Origin of the sequence: Acinetobacter sp. YH16051 (assembly GCF_013417135.1) — a bacterium.
Classification (GTDB): domain Bacteria; phylum Pseudomonadota; class Gammaproteobacteria; order Pseudomonadales; family Moraxellaceae; genus Acinetobacter; species Acinetobacter towneri.
This window is the reverse complement of the sequence record NZ_VPEN01000009.1, coordinates 70,402-86,707: the sequence shown is the minus strand read 5'-3', so window position 1 is coordinate 86,707 and position 16,306 is coordinate 70,402. Positions and strand designations below refer to the sequence as shown.

Here is a 16,306-nt window from a genome sequence, read left to right as displayed (position 1 = left end):
ACATGCTAAACACAGCATTTGAACCATGGCCAAGCTTTACTCTACAAGAGGCGGATGCCGTATCTCAAGTTTTACTGTCTAACAAAGTCAACTACTGGACAGGGCAAGAATGCCGCGAATTTGAAAAAGAATTTGCCCAATTTACGCAAACGCAATATGCCGTAGCACTTACCAACGGTACTGTCGCTTTAGATATTGCACTCAAAGCCCTGAATATTGGCGTTGGTGATGACGTGATTGTCACTTCACGCACCTTTTTAGCGTCGGCAAGCTCTATTGTTACCGCAGGTGCCAACCCAATTTTTGCCGATGTGGAGCTTGATTCACAAAACATTTCTGCCCGTACTATTGAAGCAGTACTAACCTCAAACACCAAAGCCATTATTTGTGTGCATTTGGCAGGCTGGATGTGTGATATGGACCCGATTATGCAACTGGCAAAAGAAAAGGGTCTGTATGTGATTGAAGACTGTGCACAGGCACATGGTGCGATGTACAAAGGCAAATCTGCAGGTTCAATTGGACATATTGGTGCGTGGTCGTTCTGTCAGGACAAAATTATGACTACAGGTGGCGAAGGCGGTATGGTCACCACCAATGATGAACAGCTATGGAAAAAAATGTGGTCGTACAAAGACCATGGTAAAAATTACGACAGCATTTATCACAAACAACATCCGCCAGGTTTTCGTTGGTTACATGACTCATTTGGCACCAACTGGCGCATGATGGAAATGCAAGCCGTGATTGGACGTATACAATTACAGCGCATGCCAGAATGGACACAAAAACGTACCGAGCATGCACAGCGCATTTTAGCAGCGTTTCAGGACAGTCCATATTTTACTGTGCACTATCCAAACAGTGACTATGTACATGCCAACTACAAGTGCTATGTGCAGGTCAATAGCGAACAGTTACCTGCAGGTTGGTCACGTGATCGTATCATGCAGGAAATTAATGCCCAAAATGTCCCTTGTTTTAGTGGCTCATGCTCAGAAGTATATTTGGAACACGCCTTTGATGGTACAACATGGCGTCCTGCACAGCGTTTAGCAAATGCACAGCAATTGGGCGAAACCAGTTTAATGTTCTTGGTCCATCCAAACTTAAGCGATGACAGTATCACAAAAACTATTGCGGCGATTCAGCAGGTGATACAAAAGATGGCAGGCTAAGTCATACTTGTGATGCAGCCCTAAAGAGGTGATCTTCATCTTGTCATAGTGCATAAAGGGCTGCGTCAGGTTAGTTGGTGCATTTACATCACTAGACTATTGCATGCGATAGAGTTACCTAATCTTTAAACCGAAAATAGAGTAAAATATTGCAAAGTCATATATCTTACTTTTATAAAAATAGTGTGAACTGAGGGTTTTTTTAAGATGTCTCATCCAAACCATCCTCAGTAAAAAATTGAGAAGCCTCATTCCGTGAAATCCATTATCGAACCTGCTGTAGAATCCCCCCGCTTAGTCAAACTTGCATTTTTAATGGTGCTGGACTTTTGTGTATTTCCTGTCTTGCTTTGGCTATGTTATGCCATCCGCCAGTTTGATTTAGGCGCAGAAGTGGTGCCCAACTTGGCTTTTGGTTCGGTATGGGCAAGTGTGATTGCCGTTGTATCGCTGTTTATTTTTGGCGTGTATCGCTTTATTGTGCGCACCTACAGCGAACTGTTTATGGTCAAATTGGGGCTCGGAACATCTTTGGCTGTGGCAGGATTGTATGCGTTGGCATATTTTACCGATGCCTTTATTCCCACTTCTATTCCGCTTATGTTCGGCTTTCTCATGTTCGCTTGGGTCTGGTTTAGCCGTGGCTTTATTCGCTTTATCGTGCGTTCTTATTTACAAGCCGATGTACAAAAAAAACGTGTGGCGATTTATGGTGCAGGCAATGCAGGGCAGCAAATTGCGGCGGCTTTATATCGTTCAGATGAACACTTACCCGTGTTGTTTATTGATGATAATCCGTCACTCACTGGGCAACAGTTGGGCCGTTTAAAAGTCTATGATGCAGAAACAGCATTAAAAGTCATGCCGAAAAAGCATATTGATGAAATTTTGATTGCGTTGCCTTCTGTCGGACGCATGCGTAAAAGCGAGATCGTCACATTTTTAGAACCTGCACATATTAAAATTACAGAAATTCCAGGACTGACCAAACTGGTCGATGGTGAAATTCGCGTATCGGATATTCAGGAAGTCGATATTATTGACTTGCTCGGGCGTGACCCTGTGCCACCAGTACCCGAACTGCTGGCTAAAAATATTCAAGACAAAATGGTCTTGGTCACAGGCGCGGGGGGGTCAATTGGTTCTGAACTGTGTCGCCAAATTGTTAAAAATAAACCCAAAGCTTTAGTGATTTATGAACTGACCGAATTTGCGTTGTATAGCATTGACAAAGAATTACGCTTAAATAGCGATGTCACGATTATCCCGATTTTAGGTTCAGTGCTCGATCAGGCCAAACTAGAGCGAGTGATGGAACAGTATAGGGTTCAAACCGTGTACCATGCGGCTGCTTACAAACACGTGCCCTTGGTAGAATGTAACCCATTGGCAGGTTTGAAAAACAACGCCATTGGTACGGCATTTAGCTTAAATGCAGCGGTCAAAACAGGTGTAGAAACCTTTGTACTCATTTCTACCGATAAAGCCGTGCGTCCAACCAATGTCATGGGGGCGTCTAAACGTATGGCAGAATTGTATTGTCAGGCGATGGCAGAAGCGCAAGACCAAACCCAAATTAGCATTGTCCGTTTTGGGAATGTTTTGGGTTCATCGGGTTCGGTGGTGCCGTTGTTTAAACAGCAAATTGCCAAAGGTGGGCCCATTACCGTGACTCATCCTGAAGTCACCCGTTACTTTATGACCATTCCAGAAGCCTCGCAATTGGTGATTCAGGCGGGTGCTTTAGGTCAGGGGGGTGATGTATTCCTGCTGGATATGGGGGAACCTGTACGCATTCAGGACTTGGCACGTCAAATGATTGCACTGAGTGGTTTAAAAGTACGAGAAACAGGCAGTCAGGAAGGTGATATTGAAATTCAATATTCAGGCTTACGCCCAGGCGAAAAACTTTACGAAGAATTGTTGATTGATGCCGATAATACCGAAGTGACCCAGCACAGTCGTATTTTGCGTTCTTATGAAAAAATGTATCCGTTGGATGAATTGCTGATGGTGTTTGAGCGTATGCATGACTTAACCGCAATTCAAAGTGATATTGACTGGGCTTTAGCACAGCTTGAACACTATGTTGATGGCTATCAACGTGGTAAAGAAGTCAAAGTAAATTAAAATATCGAGATCAGGTTAAGACATATGATTAAGAAGGCGATTTTACCTGTTGCAGGTTTAGGCACCCGTTTTCTGCCAGCCAGTAAAGCCATTCCCAAAGAAATGGTGACCGTAGTCGATCGTCCTGCGATTGAATATGTAGTGCGAGAGGCAGTTGCAGCAGGGATTGAGCAAATTATTTTGGTGACCCATTCCTCTAAAGCCTCCATTGAAAACTACTTTGACCGTAACTTTGAGTTAGAAACCACTTTAGCCCAAAAACAAAAACTGGATTTGCTCAAAGAGATTACCGAAATTTTACCTGCACATGTCAGTGTCGTGAGTGTGCGTCAGCCACAACCTTTAGGCTTAGGGCATGCGGTTTTATGTGCTAAATCTGTAGTGGGCAATGACGCCTTTGCAGTGCTGTTACCCGATGTATTGGTTAAAGATGATGCTGCACAAAATGACTTGGCACGCATGATTCAGCGTTTTGAGCAAAGCAACGCTGCACAGATTATGGTTGAAGCAGTACCAGATCATCTGGTTGATCAATACGGTATTGTCGATGTAGCCGCAGTACCTGCTGAAGGTGAAAGTACCGTGATGCAGGGCATTGTCGAAAAACCCGCAGTAGGCACTGCACCTTCTAATTTATCGGTGGTGGGGCGTTATGTTCTGCCTGCAGAAATTATGACTTTGCTCGAAAACACCCCTAAAGGGGCAGGTAATGAAATTCAATTGACCGATGCCATTGCCATGTTGCAGCAAAATAGTGTGGTGGAAGCTTACCGTATGCAAGGTCAGACTTTTGACTGTGGCAGCAAGTTGGGTTACTTAAAAGCAGTGTTGCATTATGGGCTCGATCATCCAAAATTAGGCGATGATTTTAAAGCCTTGATTCAAGAGTTAAAGATTGAATCTTAAAGGTGATTAAGGGGGGAAGATTAGAAAATCTCTCCTAGCCTCCCTGAGCAAGAATTTAAAGCAGTGCTTAAATTCTTGCTCAGGGAGGAACATCCCATTACAAAGCCCTTGCTTGTGCGAACCTCCCCCTTTTCAAAGGGGGATTGAGGGGGATTAAAAAAAGGAGAGCCAAATATGGTGAAAACTTTCAATGTTGAAAATCCCTCCTAGCCTCCCTTTAAAAAGGGAGGAACAGTAGGAAAGGATGAAATGTAAAAATCTTTCCTAATCTCTCTTGAATCAAGAGAGTAACCCCATGAAATAAACAGCATCAAACAATACATAGGAACACATTTTGAAAGTCGCAGTCTTTGGTAAAACCCTCTATGCAGGCGTGATGTCTGCACTTTTGGCAGAATGTGGGCATCAAGTCTATTGGTGCGATATCTTTCAAGACGCAGCCCATCCACTCGAACAGCAACATCTCAGCTTTCAAGACCAAGCCTTGAGCCTGTTATTACAACAACAATGCAGCAAGGGCTTTTTACACTATTGTGATTTTGCTGCATTACCTTTAGATGTGGATGTCTATCTACTCAGTTTGAATCCGACTGAAGAAGCCCACGCCTTAACCGTTTTGGGACAATTGCAACAACGTCCGATCATTCACCCTAAATTGATGATCAATGCCTCGACTTTGGGTTTAAATGGTACACAGCGCCTGCAAAAAATCTTGCCACAAGATGACTGGATGTATTTGCCCGACATGATTCAAGAGGGCAATGCCATTCAAAGTATGACCCGCGCACAGCAACTCACGGTGGGTTGTGAAAATGAACGTGCGCAAGTCAAACTCAAAGAATTACTCCGCCCCTTATTCCCACGTGCGCAGCAATATCTGTTTATGCCCGTGTTGGATGCAGAATTTACCAAACTGAGTATTTCCGGCATGTTGGCGACCCGTATCAGTTATATCAATGACTTGGCGGTGGTGGCAGAAAAACTCGGGATTGATATTGAACATGTACGTCAAGGCATGGCGGCAGATAGCCGTATTGGTGCATCGTATATGTACCCTGGTGCGGGGTTTGGTGGTGAAAACTTTAGTCATGATATTCAGACTCTGGCCAGTACCGTATCCACCACAGGGGTGAAAAGTCAGCTGTTGGCGCAGGTCTGGGACATTAACGAACAACAAAAAGAACTCTTGTTTAGAAAGTTGTGGAATTATTATCAGGGCGATTTAAACGGCAAAACTGTGGCGATTTGGGGCGCGGCTTTTAAAGAAAATACTGCACGGGTGCAACATTCTCCCATTCATGTGATGTTGCCTGCGTTGTGGGCGCAGGGTGTGACGGTCAAATTGCATGACCCACAAGCATTGCCTGAAATTGTGGCACAGTATGGTCAGCGTGATGATCTGATTTTATGTACAGACCAATATCAAGCGGTAGAGGGGGCATCAGCATTGTGTGTGCTGACCGCGTGGAAACAGTACTGGAGTTTGGCTTATCCAACTTTGTTGCAGCAGATGCAGCATCCACTGATTTTGGATGGTCGCAATATTTATGATCCTGAATTTGTGAAGGCACAAGGTTTTGCTTATATGGGAGTCGGTCGCTAATGATTCGTAGCACAATGCCACAGACGCAAAGTTCGATCTCCCCAAATGACAATGCTTTGCCGCAGTTACAACAATTGCAGCAACAGTTTCAGCATCTGCATTTAAATCAGCTGTTTGCTCAAGATCCACAGCGTTTTCAGCGTTTCTCGGTGGCTTTGGACAGTGTGCTGTTTGACTATAGCAAGCATCGGATTGACGCCAAGGTGTTGCAGACCCTGGTTCAGTTTGCACAGCAGAGTCAGCTTGCTGAGTGGATTCAACGTTTATTTTCAACGGCAACAGGCTCAGAGAAAATCAACTATACCGAACAGCGCGATGCGATGCATTGGGCCTTGCGTTTGCCTGCGACCAGCACAGCAGCAAGCGCTTCCGAACAGACCGATGCCTACGCTGCATTGACTGAGCAAGTGCATACCCAGCTTGAGCGTATGTATGCCTTGGTGGAAAAAATTCATGCAGGCCAATACCGTGGTGCCACGGGTGAAGTGATTCAGGATGTGGTCAATATTGGTGTGGGTGGCTCAGATTTAGGCCCGTTGATGGTGACCCAAGCCTTATCTGATTTTAAAGTGGCAACTGAAAAACCACTGAATGTACATTTTGTATCCACTATGGATGGCAGTCAGCTATCCGAATTGCTGCATCGTCTACGTCCTGAAACGACCTTGTTTATTATTTCGTCCAAGTCTTTTGGTACGATTGATACCTTATCCAATGCGCAAACGGTGAAACAATGGCTAGAAAAGGCTTTGGGTACACATGCGCAAATTCTGAAACATCACTTTATTGGGGTATCCACCAAAGCCGATAAAATGACTGCTTGGGGCATTTGCCCTGAAAATCAGCTCTTGCTTTGGGATTGGGTCGGTGGTCGCTATTCGTTATGGTCGTGTATTGGCTTACCGATTGCCCTGACCATTGGCGTTGCGGGTTTTCAGCGGTTTTTAGCAGGTGCACATGCGGTTGATCAGCATTTTCAAAATGCTGCATTTGATCAGAACATCCCAGTGCTGATGGGTTTGCTGGGGGTGTGGAATAATAATTTCCTGAATATTCAGACTCATGCGGTCTTGCCTTATGATGGACGTTTAAAATACTTCGCTTCGTATTTACAGCAATTAGAAATGGAATCGAATGGCAAGTCAATTCAGCGTAATGGCGAGGCGGTGAGCGTCGATACTTGCCCGATTGTTTGGGGTGAGGTCGGGCCGAATGCCCAGCATGCATTCTATCAATTGTTGCATCAAGGGACGCATGCGGTCAGCTGTGATTTTATTGCCCCTGTGCAGCGTTATAATGCCAATCAATTTACCTATGCGGAAAATGCTGAGGCTTTGGTGGAGCAGCATCATTTGGCCTTGTCCAACTGCTTGGCACAGTCGCGGCTTTTGGCCTTTGGTAATCAGGCTCTAGATCAGCAGGAATTAGATGGCTTAGCGGCGTATAAGCAGTACAGTGGTAATCAGCCAAGTAGCAGTATTTTATTGCAAGAACTCAATCCGTATAGTTTGGGCATGTTGATTGCTTTGTATGAACACAAAGTCTTTGTACAATCGGTGCTGTGGAATATCAATCCCTTTGACCAATGGGGCGTAGAAAAAGGCAAAGAAATTGCCAATCAGCTTTTGCCTATTTTAAATGGGCAGCAACAGGATTTATCGGCACTCGATGCATCGACTCAAGGTTTATTAAAAATTTTATTAGGAAAAATAGATGGCTAATGTATTAGTAACAGGCGGTGCGGGCTATATTGGTTCACATACCTGTGTTGAGTTGCTGAATGCAGGGCACAGCGTGGTGGTGCTAGATAATTTATCTAATAGCTCGGCAGAGTCATTGGCGCGGGTGCAGCAACTGACGGGCAAAACCTTGCAGTTTATTCAGGGTGATATTCGTGATGCTGCTACTTTGGATGCTGTGTTTGCTGCACATCAAATTGATGCAGTGATTCATTTTGCAGGACTCAAAGCAGTGGGAGAAAGCCAACAAATTCCACTGAGCTATTTTGACAACAATATTGCGGGTTCAATTAGCTTGATCCAGGCGATGCAACGCGCGCATGTGTTTAAACTGGTGTTTAGTTCATCGGCTACAGTATATGACGAATCCAATATTTCGCCGTTGAATGAAGAGATGCCAACGGGCATGCCAAGCAATAACTATGGCTATACCAAACTGATTGTGGAACAGCTTTTACAAAAAGCAGCCCTTGCCGATGCACGTTGGTCGATTGCGCTATTGCGTTATTTTAACCCTGTGGGGGCACATAAAAGTGGCTGCATTGGCGAAGACCCACAAGGTATTCCAAATAATTTAATGCCTTATGTCACCCAAGTGGCGGTGGGACGTCGTGAAAAACTGTCAATTTTTGGGCAGGATTATGCCACACCAGATGGTACTGGTGTGCGCGATTATATTCATGTGGTCGATTTGGCTAATGCGCATTTATGTGCTTTGAATAACCGTTTGACTGCACAGGGTTGCCGTGCTTGGAATATTGGTACAGGCAATGGGATTTCGGTGCTGCAAGTAAAAAATACTTTTGAACAGGTCAATGGTGTGCAGATTCCATTTGAGTTTGCACCACGTCGTGAAGGTGATGTGGCTACGTCTTTTGCAGATAACAGTCGTGCCGTGCAAGAACTGGGCTGGACACCACAATATGCTTTAGAGGATATGTTGGCCGATAGCTGGAACTGGCAAAAGCAGAATCCGAATGGTTATCGTCAAGATGAGTGATTCTAGCTATACACTTAGCCACGAGGTTTAGAGCATAAAAATGGGAATCAGTTTTGAATCCCATTTTTATATTGCTTTGATTTTTTAGATTAAGCTTGAATGAGTTGCGTCAACTCATCCACATAGTCCTGCATCGGGCGTGGGTTTTGATCACGACGGCTTTCAATATTTAAGCGTAATAATGGCTCAGTATTTGAAGCACGCACATTCAAACGCCATGCCCCAAAGTCAAGACTCACGCCATCGGTTTGGTCAATTGTTGGGTTTTGGCTGGCATAATGCTCAAAGATTTTTTGGATGGTGGCTTGAGTATCGGCTACTTTAAAGTTAATTTCCCCCGAACATGGGAATTTGGCAATCATTTCTTCGACCAGACTCGATAGCGATTGTCCTGTTTCAGACAATACCGAAACCGCCAATAGCCAAGGAATCATGCCGCTGTCACAATAGGCGAAATCACGGAAATAGTGGTGTGCGCTCATTTCACCGCCGTAAACGGCATTGTGCTCACGCATCACATCTTTAATAAAGGCATGCCCAGATTTAGATTGAATCGCTTCACCCTGATATTGAGCGACCACATCAAAGGTATTCCAGACTAAACGTGGGTCATGCACGATTTTCTCGCCTGCTTGTTTGAGTAAAAATGCCTGTGCCAATAAGCCGACAATATAATAGCCTTCAATAAACTGGCCTTTTTCATCGAACAAGAAACAGCGGTCAAAGTCACCATCCCACGCAATGCCCATGTCGGCTTGATGCTCTAATACGGTATTGCGGGTACTGTCACGGTTTTCCACTAAAATGGGGTTGGGGATACCATTGGGGAAGGTGCCATCGGCATCATTGTGAATTTTGACCAATTCAACGGGGATATTCAGGGCTTTGAATTTTTGCTCAATTGCATCGACCACATGTCCTGCAGCGCCATTGCCTGCATTCATGACCAGTTTCATTGGGCGAATTTTGCTAGGCTCGATATACGTCATTAAATGTTCAATAAATTCAGGCAAAATATTGTAGCTTTGAGTACTACCTTTGTGCTCAACTGGGGTAAATTCGCCCGATTCTGCCAAAGCCTGAATGTCTTTTAGGCCGGTATCGGCACTAATCGGACGTGCATTTTCACGTACCAGTTTCATGCCGTTGTAGTCCATGGGGTTATGGCTGGCAGTTACTTCAATGCCACCTTGCACGTCTAAATGAAAGGCTGCGAAATAGACTTCTTCTGTGCCTGTCATTCCCAAGTCGAGCACATTGACCCCTGCATCATTTAAACCACGAATGGTGGCCTGCTTTAAGCCTTCGCTGCTAAGGCGAATATCGCAGCCAATTACAACGGTTTTAGGTTGGTAAATTTGTCCGTAAGCACGACCAATTTTATAGGCAATCTCTTCATTGAGTTCTGTGCCCAATTTTCCGCGAATGTCATAGGCTTTAAAACAGGTTAATGTGCTCATGTATTGTCCTAAATATTTGGAAAAATCGTATTGCTGCCTATGATAATCGAACTGTGTGTAATGTGCTGTACAGAATAGAAGATCAATTGCTTGAAGATGTTTCAGGTCAAAGACTATGGATGAGAAAAGATGTGGTGATGGGCAAGGGTGTTTTTTCTTGAGTAAGAAGTTGGTTAAAATACGGCTCAGACTTATGTGTTCGATATGATTGAAGATGGAATTACAGAAAAGTACTTTAGAGCCAGAGCAGAAACTTTCTGCGCCACAGAAAAAATTTCAGAAACTATGCCAAAAAATTGAGCAGGAACAGCTACGTTTGAATGAATGGCAGACCGCACAAGCCGATATTCAGGCACGTGCCAGCCGTGAAATTTTACCGACTTATGCGCAATTGCGTGAAGTTATATTTCAGCAAATTCAACAATTGCTTCAGCAAAAACAACAAAAAGTGACGGCAGCCCAGCAAACTAAGCTGGATCAAAAAATTGAGCAACTCAGTTTACAACTTTTGGATTCGCAGCAGATGTCTACCGAACAAGTTCAGTTTTTAACAGAATTGCTGAACAGTTATGGGCATCATATTGAATTGCTAGACACAGATGATGTGGATTTAAGATCTGAAGCTAAAACAGCAACAGAGTCAGAAGACGAAAATGTTGAACAATGTGAACAAAATAGTTTTGAACATGATGAGTCTGAACAAGAGCGCTTGGCACAGCTCAAGCTAGAAAGTTTGAAGCATTTTCTTTGTGAAGAATATGACCTAGATCTAGATTTTTTTGATTTTCAGCATGATCCATTAGATTTAGATGACTTTATAAAAAAATTTGAACAAAAAATGCAAGAACAAGAGGAGCTGGATTTTTTAAGTCAGTTGAGTAGTGCGCAAAAAGCTTTTGCCGAACAGCAAATTGCCCGTGAAAAAGCCAAAGCAGCAAAAAAACAGCAACAGCGTGAAGAAGCCAAGAAACTAGCAAATCAGTCCATTAAAGCGATTTACTTAAAAATTACAGCGTGGATTCACCCAGATCGTGAGCAAGATGAGCAGAAAAAACAAGAAAAAACCGTATTGATGCAGCAAGCCAATCAGGCTTATGAAGCCAATGATTTATTGACATTGTTAAATTTGCAAATTCAGTTGGGTCAGCAGCATAATTTGTCTTTCGCCAATCAACAATTAAAAGCGTATAACCTGCTTTTAGAAGAACAGTTAGAAACTTTGCAAATGCAAGTGGATGACATTATTTACTCTTTTAATTGGAGTCAGTTTTTATATTCTAACCGTAAAATTAAAGTGCAGGATTTGTATCGAAAATATGAGCAAGACTATCGACATGTTCAACAAAAATTAGCTCGAGCGCAAGAGATACTGGAAAAATATCAAGACCTTAAACAATTAAAGCAATTGATGCGCAGTCAATATGTGTGGGAAATGCATGCTGTGATGATGTAGACATATTGAGGTTTGGCTTTGAATGTTTATGCAAAAAGTAGTCTTTATTTACAATATTCCTTTTGAGTGAATCCAAGTTATGCTCAGGTTGGGCCGTTCGGCTACTATTCTGAAATGATACCTTTGCCCGTTATAATTGTATAAACATTTTTAGTGTCTGGTAATTATGTCCTCATTGATCAATTTTCTATCTCGCTTTAGTACAGCAACTCTTCAGCGCAGTCTTAGCTATGCTAAACGCATTGATAGGGAAACGATTGAGTTCTTTGAGGAAAAAGACGGGGTTACGATGTATGCCCAAATTGAAGGGACAGATTATTACGATACTGCAATTACCTATAATCCCCAAAAAGACCGTTTAATCGATGACGACTGCACTTGTCCGGTTGGATATAACTGTAAACATGCTGCTGCTTTAGCGCGGTTATTCTTTCAGGAATATCGCCAGGAATTTCAGCAGCGTTATGCTGACTCTCAATCCCCGCAGGGAATCGCAAAACGCCTACGGGGGGATGATCAGGCACAGCGCTGGTTGAATGATTTTAAACGGTATTTACAACAGACTGAACCAGAGCAATCTGTCAAAACAAACAATTATTTAATTTACCTGTTAGATCAGTCTGTCAGCTTAAAGAAATTGACAGTTGATGTTCAGAAGGCCAGACGCAATAAAAACGGCTCAATTGCGGGGGAAAGTTATTATACCCAATATGAAAATATCACCAGAAAGCATCTGACTTTACCTGAACAAAAACGACAATTATTTAACCAGATTTATTATTATGCCAAAATAAACAGTGACGAACGTTTTTATCAAAGCAATCTTGATATCTCCGGAATTTTATTGGAGCATTTCAAATCTTTTATTCAAAGTGGCGATGTGTACTGGCAAAAAAAGAGCCATACTGCACTTCAATGGTCAGAACAAGGCTATCACATCGAACTGATCTGGCAACAAGGTGTAAACAAACAGACAGAGCATTTAAATATTGAATTGGTCAATGGTGATATTCGACTCGATTTAAAATCAAATCCACATATCCAAATTCTCGCTAGCCAGCCACCGTGTTATGTGGATATTCAACAGAACACGGTGGGCCAGTTATATGGTGAATATACGGCAAATCTTCTGTACCATTTTTTACAGATGCCTGATCTTCCATCTATGCTCTTGCCAGAGTTTGAGAAACTGACTCATCAATATTCAGACGTGAAAAATCTGCCTCAGCCCGAGTCTATTCAGCATATTGATGTCCTTGAGGGTAGTCCCCAGCCAATTTTACGCTTCGGTGTTTTAGATAAATTTGATTGGAAATGGGAAGAGTCTGTTTGTGCTGAAATTGAATTCTCCTATGCAGGCGGGCGAATTAAAGCAGGTACATCAGGTGACAGTTTCATTGGTGAGCAGCATGACAAAATGGTACGACAGCTTCGGGACTTAGTTCAGGAACAACAGTCAATCCAACGTTTACAGCTATTGGTCGAATCACTGAAGTGGGTGAAAGATCTTAGTTATGACCATCAATTAAAACTGGATAAACAACGTCTCGATTCTATGGTTTTTGCTTTCTATGGAGACTGGATCAAACAGCTGATGCCCATCAATCAAATTGAGTTGATGGGCTGGCAGATAGAGCATCTGGAAAACAGCCCCTTTAACCTGCAATATGTTGAAAATTTAAATATTTCTATCACTGAATCTGAAGGCCAGCAGGACTGGTTCAATATCGGGGCGACGGTTCAAGACAGTGCAGGCAATTCTTATAATTTACTTGATGCGCTCGTAGCTTTGGTGCGAGTAAATCCTGATTTACTTGATCCGCGGACTTTTATTCATCTGCATGACAGTCAAATTTTCACCGTGAAAACTGCAGTTGATCAACCTGATTTGGCGCTATCCGCTAGGGATATTAAGCCGGTATTATTGCATCTGCAGAGCATTTTACAGCAAGAAGAGCGCAGTATTGATCGCTATGATGCGAGTCAATTATTAGAATTGCAGCATAATCTTGGGATGACATGGCAGGTCAGTGATCGCCTGCAGAAATTTGTACATAAATTCAAACAAGGCTATCAGCAACAACTGCCAACACCACAAGGTTTTCAGGGGGAGTTGCGTCTATACCAGCAGCAGGGCTTAGGCTGGTTACAGTTTTTAAGGGAAACCCAGCATGGCGGGATTCTGGCAGATGATATGGGCTTGGGGAAAACAGCACAAACTTTAGCCCATTTACTCATGGAAAAGCAGGCTGGATATTTGCAGGATAGTCCCGCCTTAATTGTTGCACCCACATCGCTGATGCATAACTGGTTCAAAGAAGCGGAGAAATTTACCCCAGAGCTCAAGGTATTGCTGCTACAGGGGCCCGATCGCCATCAGTATTTTGAGCAGATTCCGCACTATGATATTGTGTTAACCACCTATCCGCTTCTGGCGAGAGATGAAGAGCAACTAAAGCAATATGAATATCATCAACTCATTTTGGATGAGGCGCAGAATATCAAAAATCCGCGCGCCAAAGCTGCACAGGTAGTACGGCAATTAACAGCGCGACATCGTCTATGTCTAACTGGTACACCTATGGAAAATCATTTGGGTGAGCTGTGGGCACTATTTTATTTCCTGATGCCAGGATTTTTATATTCACAAGAAATTTTTAATAAAAAGTACCGTCATCCGATTGAAAAGCGCGGTGATGAGCAGTTAAGACAAAAGTTGATCAACCGGATTAAGCCCTTCATTTTACGTCGCTTGAAAACTGACGTAGCCAAAGAGTTGCCAGAAAAAACCACGATTGAAGTCAATATTGATATGAATGACCAGCAATCCAAGTTATATGAGGCTGTTCGTGCCACGATGCAGGCAAGCATTCAGAAAATTGTGGCAGAAAAAGGCCTTAAACGTAGTCAAATTCAAATTTTAGATGCCTTACTGAAGCTACGTCAGGTGTGCTGCCATCCTAGCTTACTAAAGCTGGATTCAGTGAAAATTGGGCAGGCGCATTCTGCCAAACTTGAACAGTTGATGGATATGGTCGTTCCAATGGTGGAAGAGGGGCGAAAAATTCTTATCTTCTCTCAGTTTACCTCAATGTTGGAACTGATTGAACAACAGTTCCATCACGCAGAAATTGGCTATGTGAAGCTGACTGGAAAGACCAAAAAGCGAGATGAAGTCATTACAGCGTTTCAGTCTGGACAAGTGCCGGTATTTTTAATCAGTCTGAAAGCAGGAGGGGTCGGTTTGAATCTAACTGCCGCAGATACGGTCATTCACTATGATCCATGGTGGAACCCTGCTGCTGAAGATCAAGCTTCAGATCGTGCATGGCGGATTGGACAGGACAAGCCGGTATTTGTCTATAAGCTGATTACCAATAAAAGCATAGAAGAAAAAATTCTTGCCTTACAGCAAAATAAAGCAGAACTGGCACACTCTATTCTAAGTACAGATCATGAAGGCGAAGCGAAACTGACGGAAAATGACGTGATGAACTTGTTTGAGAAATTTTAGTTTGGTTTCAGATTACCCTAATCATCTGTAAGTATCTGAAAGTCTGGATGCAATTTTTTCCAATGTTCTCTTAATTTTTCTTTATGAGCAGGAATCATAGGTAAGTCTAGTAATAGCACTGGCCATACTGACCGTGCTTTGTCCATGATCGCGTGAAGTTGTTTTTCAATAACACGCCATGGAACACCGACTTTTTCAGCCCATTGTTCAAAGTGTTTCATCTCAGCTAAATACCAATCTTTATTTTTGGCAAGATTTAAGGCGAAATGACGCTCATTTTCAATATATACACTTGTCATCAATATATCGTATGCAGGGGATAATCTTGGCGTTGTTTTATCGTGATAAATCATACTCCAGTTCTTTAAGTGTGCATCTCCATTGGCGAGTAAAATATTGACGAGTAAACGGCTGGCAAATTGCTGAATATCAAAAATTTTGTTATCTGAATAGTGATAAATGATCTTACCGATCTGCTCATAATTTGTGGTGCTGTATTTCTGGTGTGGATATGAACCAAAGATCTGAGCAAAATCTTCAATATGAATAAGCTCTGTAGTATTAGCAGTACTCTGCCTATCGAATCTCTTAATTGCAAAAGCATATTGCTCTTGGGGTAGATTTAATGGTGGAAGGTCTTGTAAGAGTGCCATATCTACCAAACGAATCTCTGGGATATCTATTCCGACCATTTTGGCAAGGATCATCATAGAGTATTCATTCAGCGGAACAAAAGCATGTCTGGTAGAAGGAGTTTTGACAATCCAATCACCGAGTAGGCTGGATTCCGTTGCCTGTGCTAATGTAAAACGCCCATCTTTGGCTTTCATGGAAAACTTCATTTGGACGCCAGCCAAGGAAAACTTATTATTTGTCCGAATCTCTTGTTTTAATATCTGATCTGGATTCGAGATCTGAAGCTTAAATTTTATTCCATCTGGGATTTCTTCTGGATCTACTGGGGTTGCAATCAGTGCCCCAGGTAAGTCATGACCTAAAGCTGCCAATAACTGAAATTCATTGTCTATATGTATTTTGAGGCTTTGTGCTATGAGTTCGCGTAATGCACCTTCTGGTAGCAGATTTGATAGCAAGGGGTGTAAGCGCTGATGTGTAACATAGGTCTTTTCTAAAATCTTATCCGCTTGAGGATATAAAGGGGAAGTAAGCAAGCTCAAGGTCGGACGTTGCTGATCCAAGTGAAAAGAATCTGTGAAAACCAGAATATTTTTTCCGCTCTGAAATCCTGCCAAGTATCCAACGACAACGTGATGTAATGTTAATTTCAGGACTGCAACAGTATTCATGGTTCCTGTTCCTTAA

The 16,306-nt window shown here is 42.8% G+C and carries 10 protein-coding genes; 8 read left to right on the top strand and 2 right to left on the bottom strand.

The genetic code is table 11. From position 1 onward, the window contains the following. Positions 1 to 2 precede the first annotated feature (2 nt). The 6 genes from FTV41_RS09360 (at position 3) to galE (ending at position 8,556) form a co-directional block, all read left to right on the top strand. Complete coding sequence (locus FTV41_RS09360) at positions 3 to 1,178, top strand: DegT/DnrJ/EryC1/StrS family aminotransferase (RefSeq protein WP_179996452.1); 1,176 nt, start codon at positions 3 to 5, stop codon at positions 1,176 to 1,178. A gap of 255 nt (positions 1,179 to 1,433) precedes the next feature. Then, a complete protein-coding gene (locus FTV41_RS09355; RefSeq protein ID WP_179996451.1) occupies positions 1,434 to 3,308 on the top strand; it encodes a nucleoside-diphosphate sugar epimerase/dehydratase in 1,875 nt (624 codons plus the stop codon). Positions 3,309 to 3,332: 24 nt separating this feature from the next. Continuing rightward, positions 3,333 to 4,214 (top strand): UTP--glucose-1-phosphate uridylyltransferase GalU, encoded by an 882-nt coding sequence (gene galU, locus FTV41_RS09350; protein WP_179996450.1) that lies wholly within the window; start codon positions 3,333 to 3,335, stop codon positions 4,212 to 4,214. Between the two features lie 334 nt (positions 4,215 to 4,548). Beyond that, positions 4,549 to 5,817 (top strand): nucleotide sugar dehydrogenase, encoded by a 1,269-nt coding sequence (locus FTV41_RS09345; RefSeq protein WP_179996449.1) that lies wholly within the window; start codon positions 4,549 to 4,551, stop codon positions 5,815 to 5,817. 14 nt (positions 5,818 to 5,831) lie between these two features. Next, positions 5,832 to 7,538: a glucose-6-phosphate isomerase gene (gene pgi, locus FTV41_RS09340; RefSeq protein WP_179996476.1), complete on the top strand. Its 1,707-nt coding sequence runs from the start codon at positions 5,832 to 5,834 to the stop codon at positions 7,536 to 7,538. Then, entirely contained in the window at positions 7,531 to 8,556 is a 1,026-nt protein-coding gene (gene galE / locus FTV41_RS09335; RefSeq protein ID WP_179996448.1) for a UDP-glucose 4-epimerase GalE, read from the top strand. Before pgi ends, galE begins: the two co-directional genes overlap by 8 nt. Before the next feature lie 89 nt (positions 8,557 to 8,645). On the opposite strand, the gene FTV41_RS09330 is transcribed toward galE, so the two are convergent. Next, positions 8,646 to 10,016 carry a phosphomannomutase CpsG gene (locus FTV41_RS09330; RefSeq protein WP_179996447.1) on the bottom strand — a complete coding sequence of 457 codons (1,371 nt, stop codon included), beginning with the start codon at positions 10,014 to 10,016 and terminating at the stop codon, positions 8,646 to 8,648. 214 nt (positions 10,017 to 10,230) lie between these two features. Between FTV41_RS09330 and FTV41_RS09325 the strand changes: the two genes are divergently transcribed. Together FTV41_RS09325 and FTV41_RS09320 are read left to right on the top strand one after the other, a co-directional pair. Then, positions 10,231 to 11,469: a hypothetical protein gene (locus FTV41_RS09325; RefSeq protein ID WP_131261285.1), complete on the top strand. Its 1,239-nt coding sequence runs from the start codon at positions 10,231 to 10,233 to the stop codon at positions 11,467 to 11,469. Between the two features lie 166 nt (positions 11,470 to 11,635). Next, on the top strand, positions 11,636 to 14,983 hold the full coding sequence (locus FTV41_RS09320) for a DEAD/DEAH box helicase (RefSeq protein ID WP_179996446.1): 3,348 nt from the start codon (positions 11,636 to 11,638) through the stop codon (positions 14,981 to 14,983). A gap of 17 nt (positions 14,984 to 15,000) precedes the next feature. On the opposite strand, the gene FTV41_RS09315 is transcribed toward FTV41_RS09320, so the two are convergent. Continuing rightward, positions 15,001 to 16,290 carry a type II toxin-antitoxin system HipA family toxin gene (locus tag FTV41_RS09315; RefSeq protein WP_179996445.1) on the bottom strand — a complete coding sequence of 430 codons (1,290 nt, stop codon included), beginning with the start codon at positions 16,288 to 16,290 and terminating at the stop codon, positions 15,001 to 15,003. Positions 16,291 to 16,306: the final 16 nt, after the last annotated feature.

Excerpts from the sequence above, each read along its gene's own strand:
- FTV41_RS09360 (WP_179996452.1), top strand. The coding sequence starts at position 3 with ATGCTAAACACAGCATTTGAACCATGGCCAAGCTTTACTCTACAAGAG.
- FTV41_RS09330 (WP_179996447.1), bottom strand. The coding sequence starts at position 10,016 with ATGAGCACATTAACCTGTTTTAAAGCCTATGACATTCGCGGAAAATTG.
- pgi (WP_179996476.1), top strand. The coding sequence starts at position 5,832 with ATGCCACAGACGCAAAGTTCGATCTCCCCAAATGACAATGCTTTGCCG.
- galE (WP_179996448.1), top strand. The coding sequence starts at position 7,531 with ATGGCTAATGTATTAGTAACAGGCGGTGCGGGCTATATTGGTTCACAT.
- FTV41_RS09325 (WP_131261285.1), top strand. The coding sequence starts at position 10,231 with ATGGAATTACAGAAAAGTACTTTAGAGCCAGAGCAGAAACTTTCTGCG.
- FTV41_RS09320 (WP_179996446.1), top strand. The coding sequence starts at position 11,636 with ATGTCCTCATTGATCAATTTTCTATCTCGCTTTAGTACAGCAACTCTT.
- galU (WP_179996450.1), top strand. The coding sequence starts at position 3,333 with ATGATTAAGAAGGCGATTTTACCTGTTGCAGGTTTAGGCACCCGTTTT.
- FTV41_RS09315 (WP_179996445.1), bottom strand. The coding sequence starts at position 16,290 with ATGAATACTGTTGCAGTCCTGAAATTAACATTACATCACGTTGTCGTT.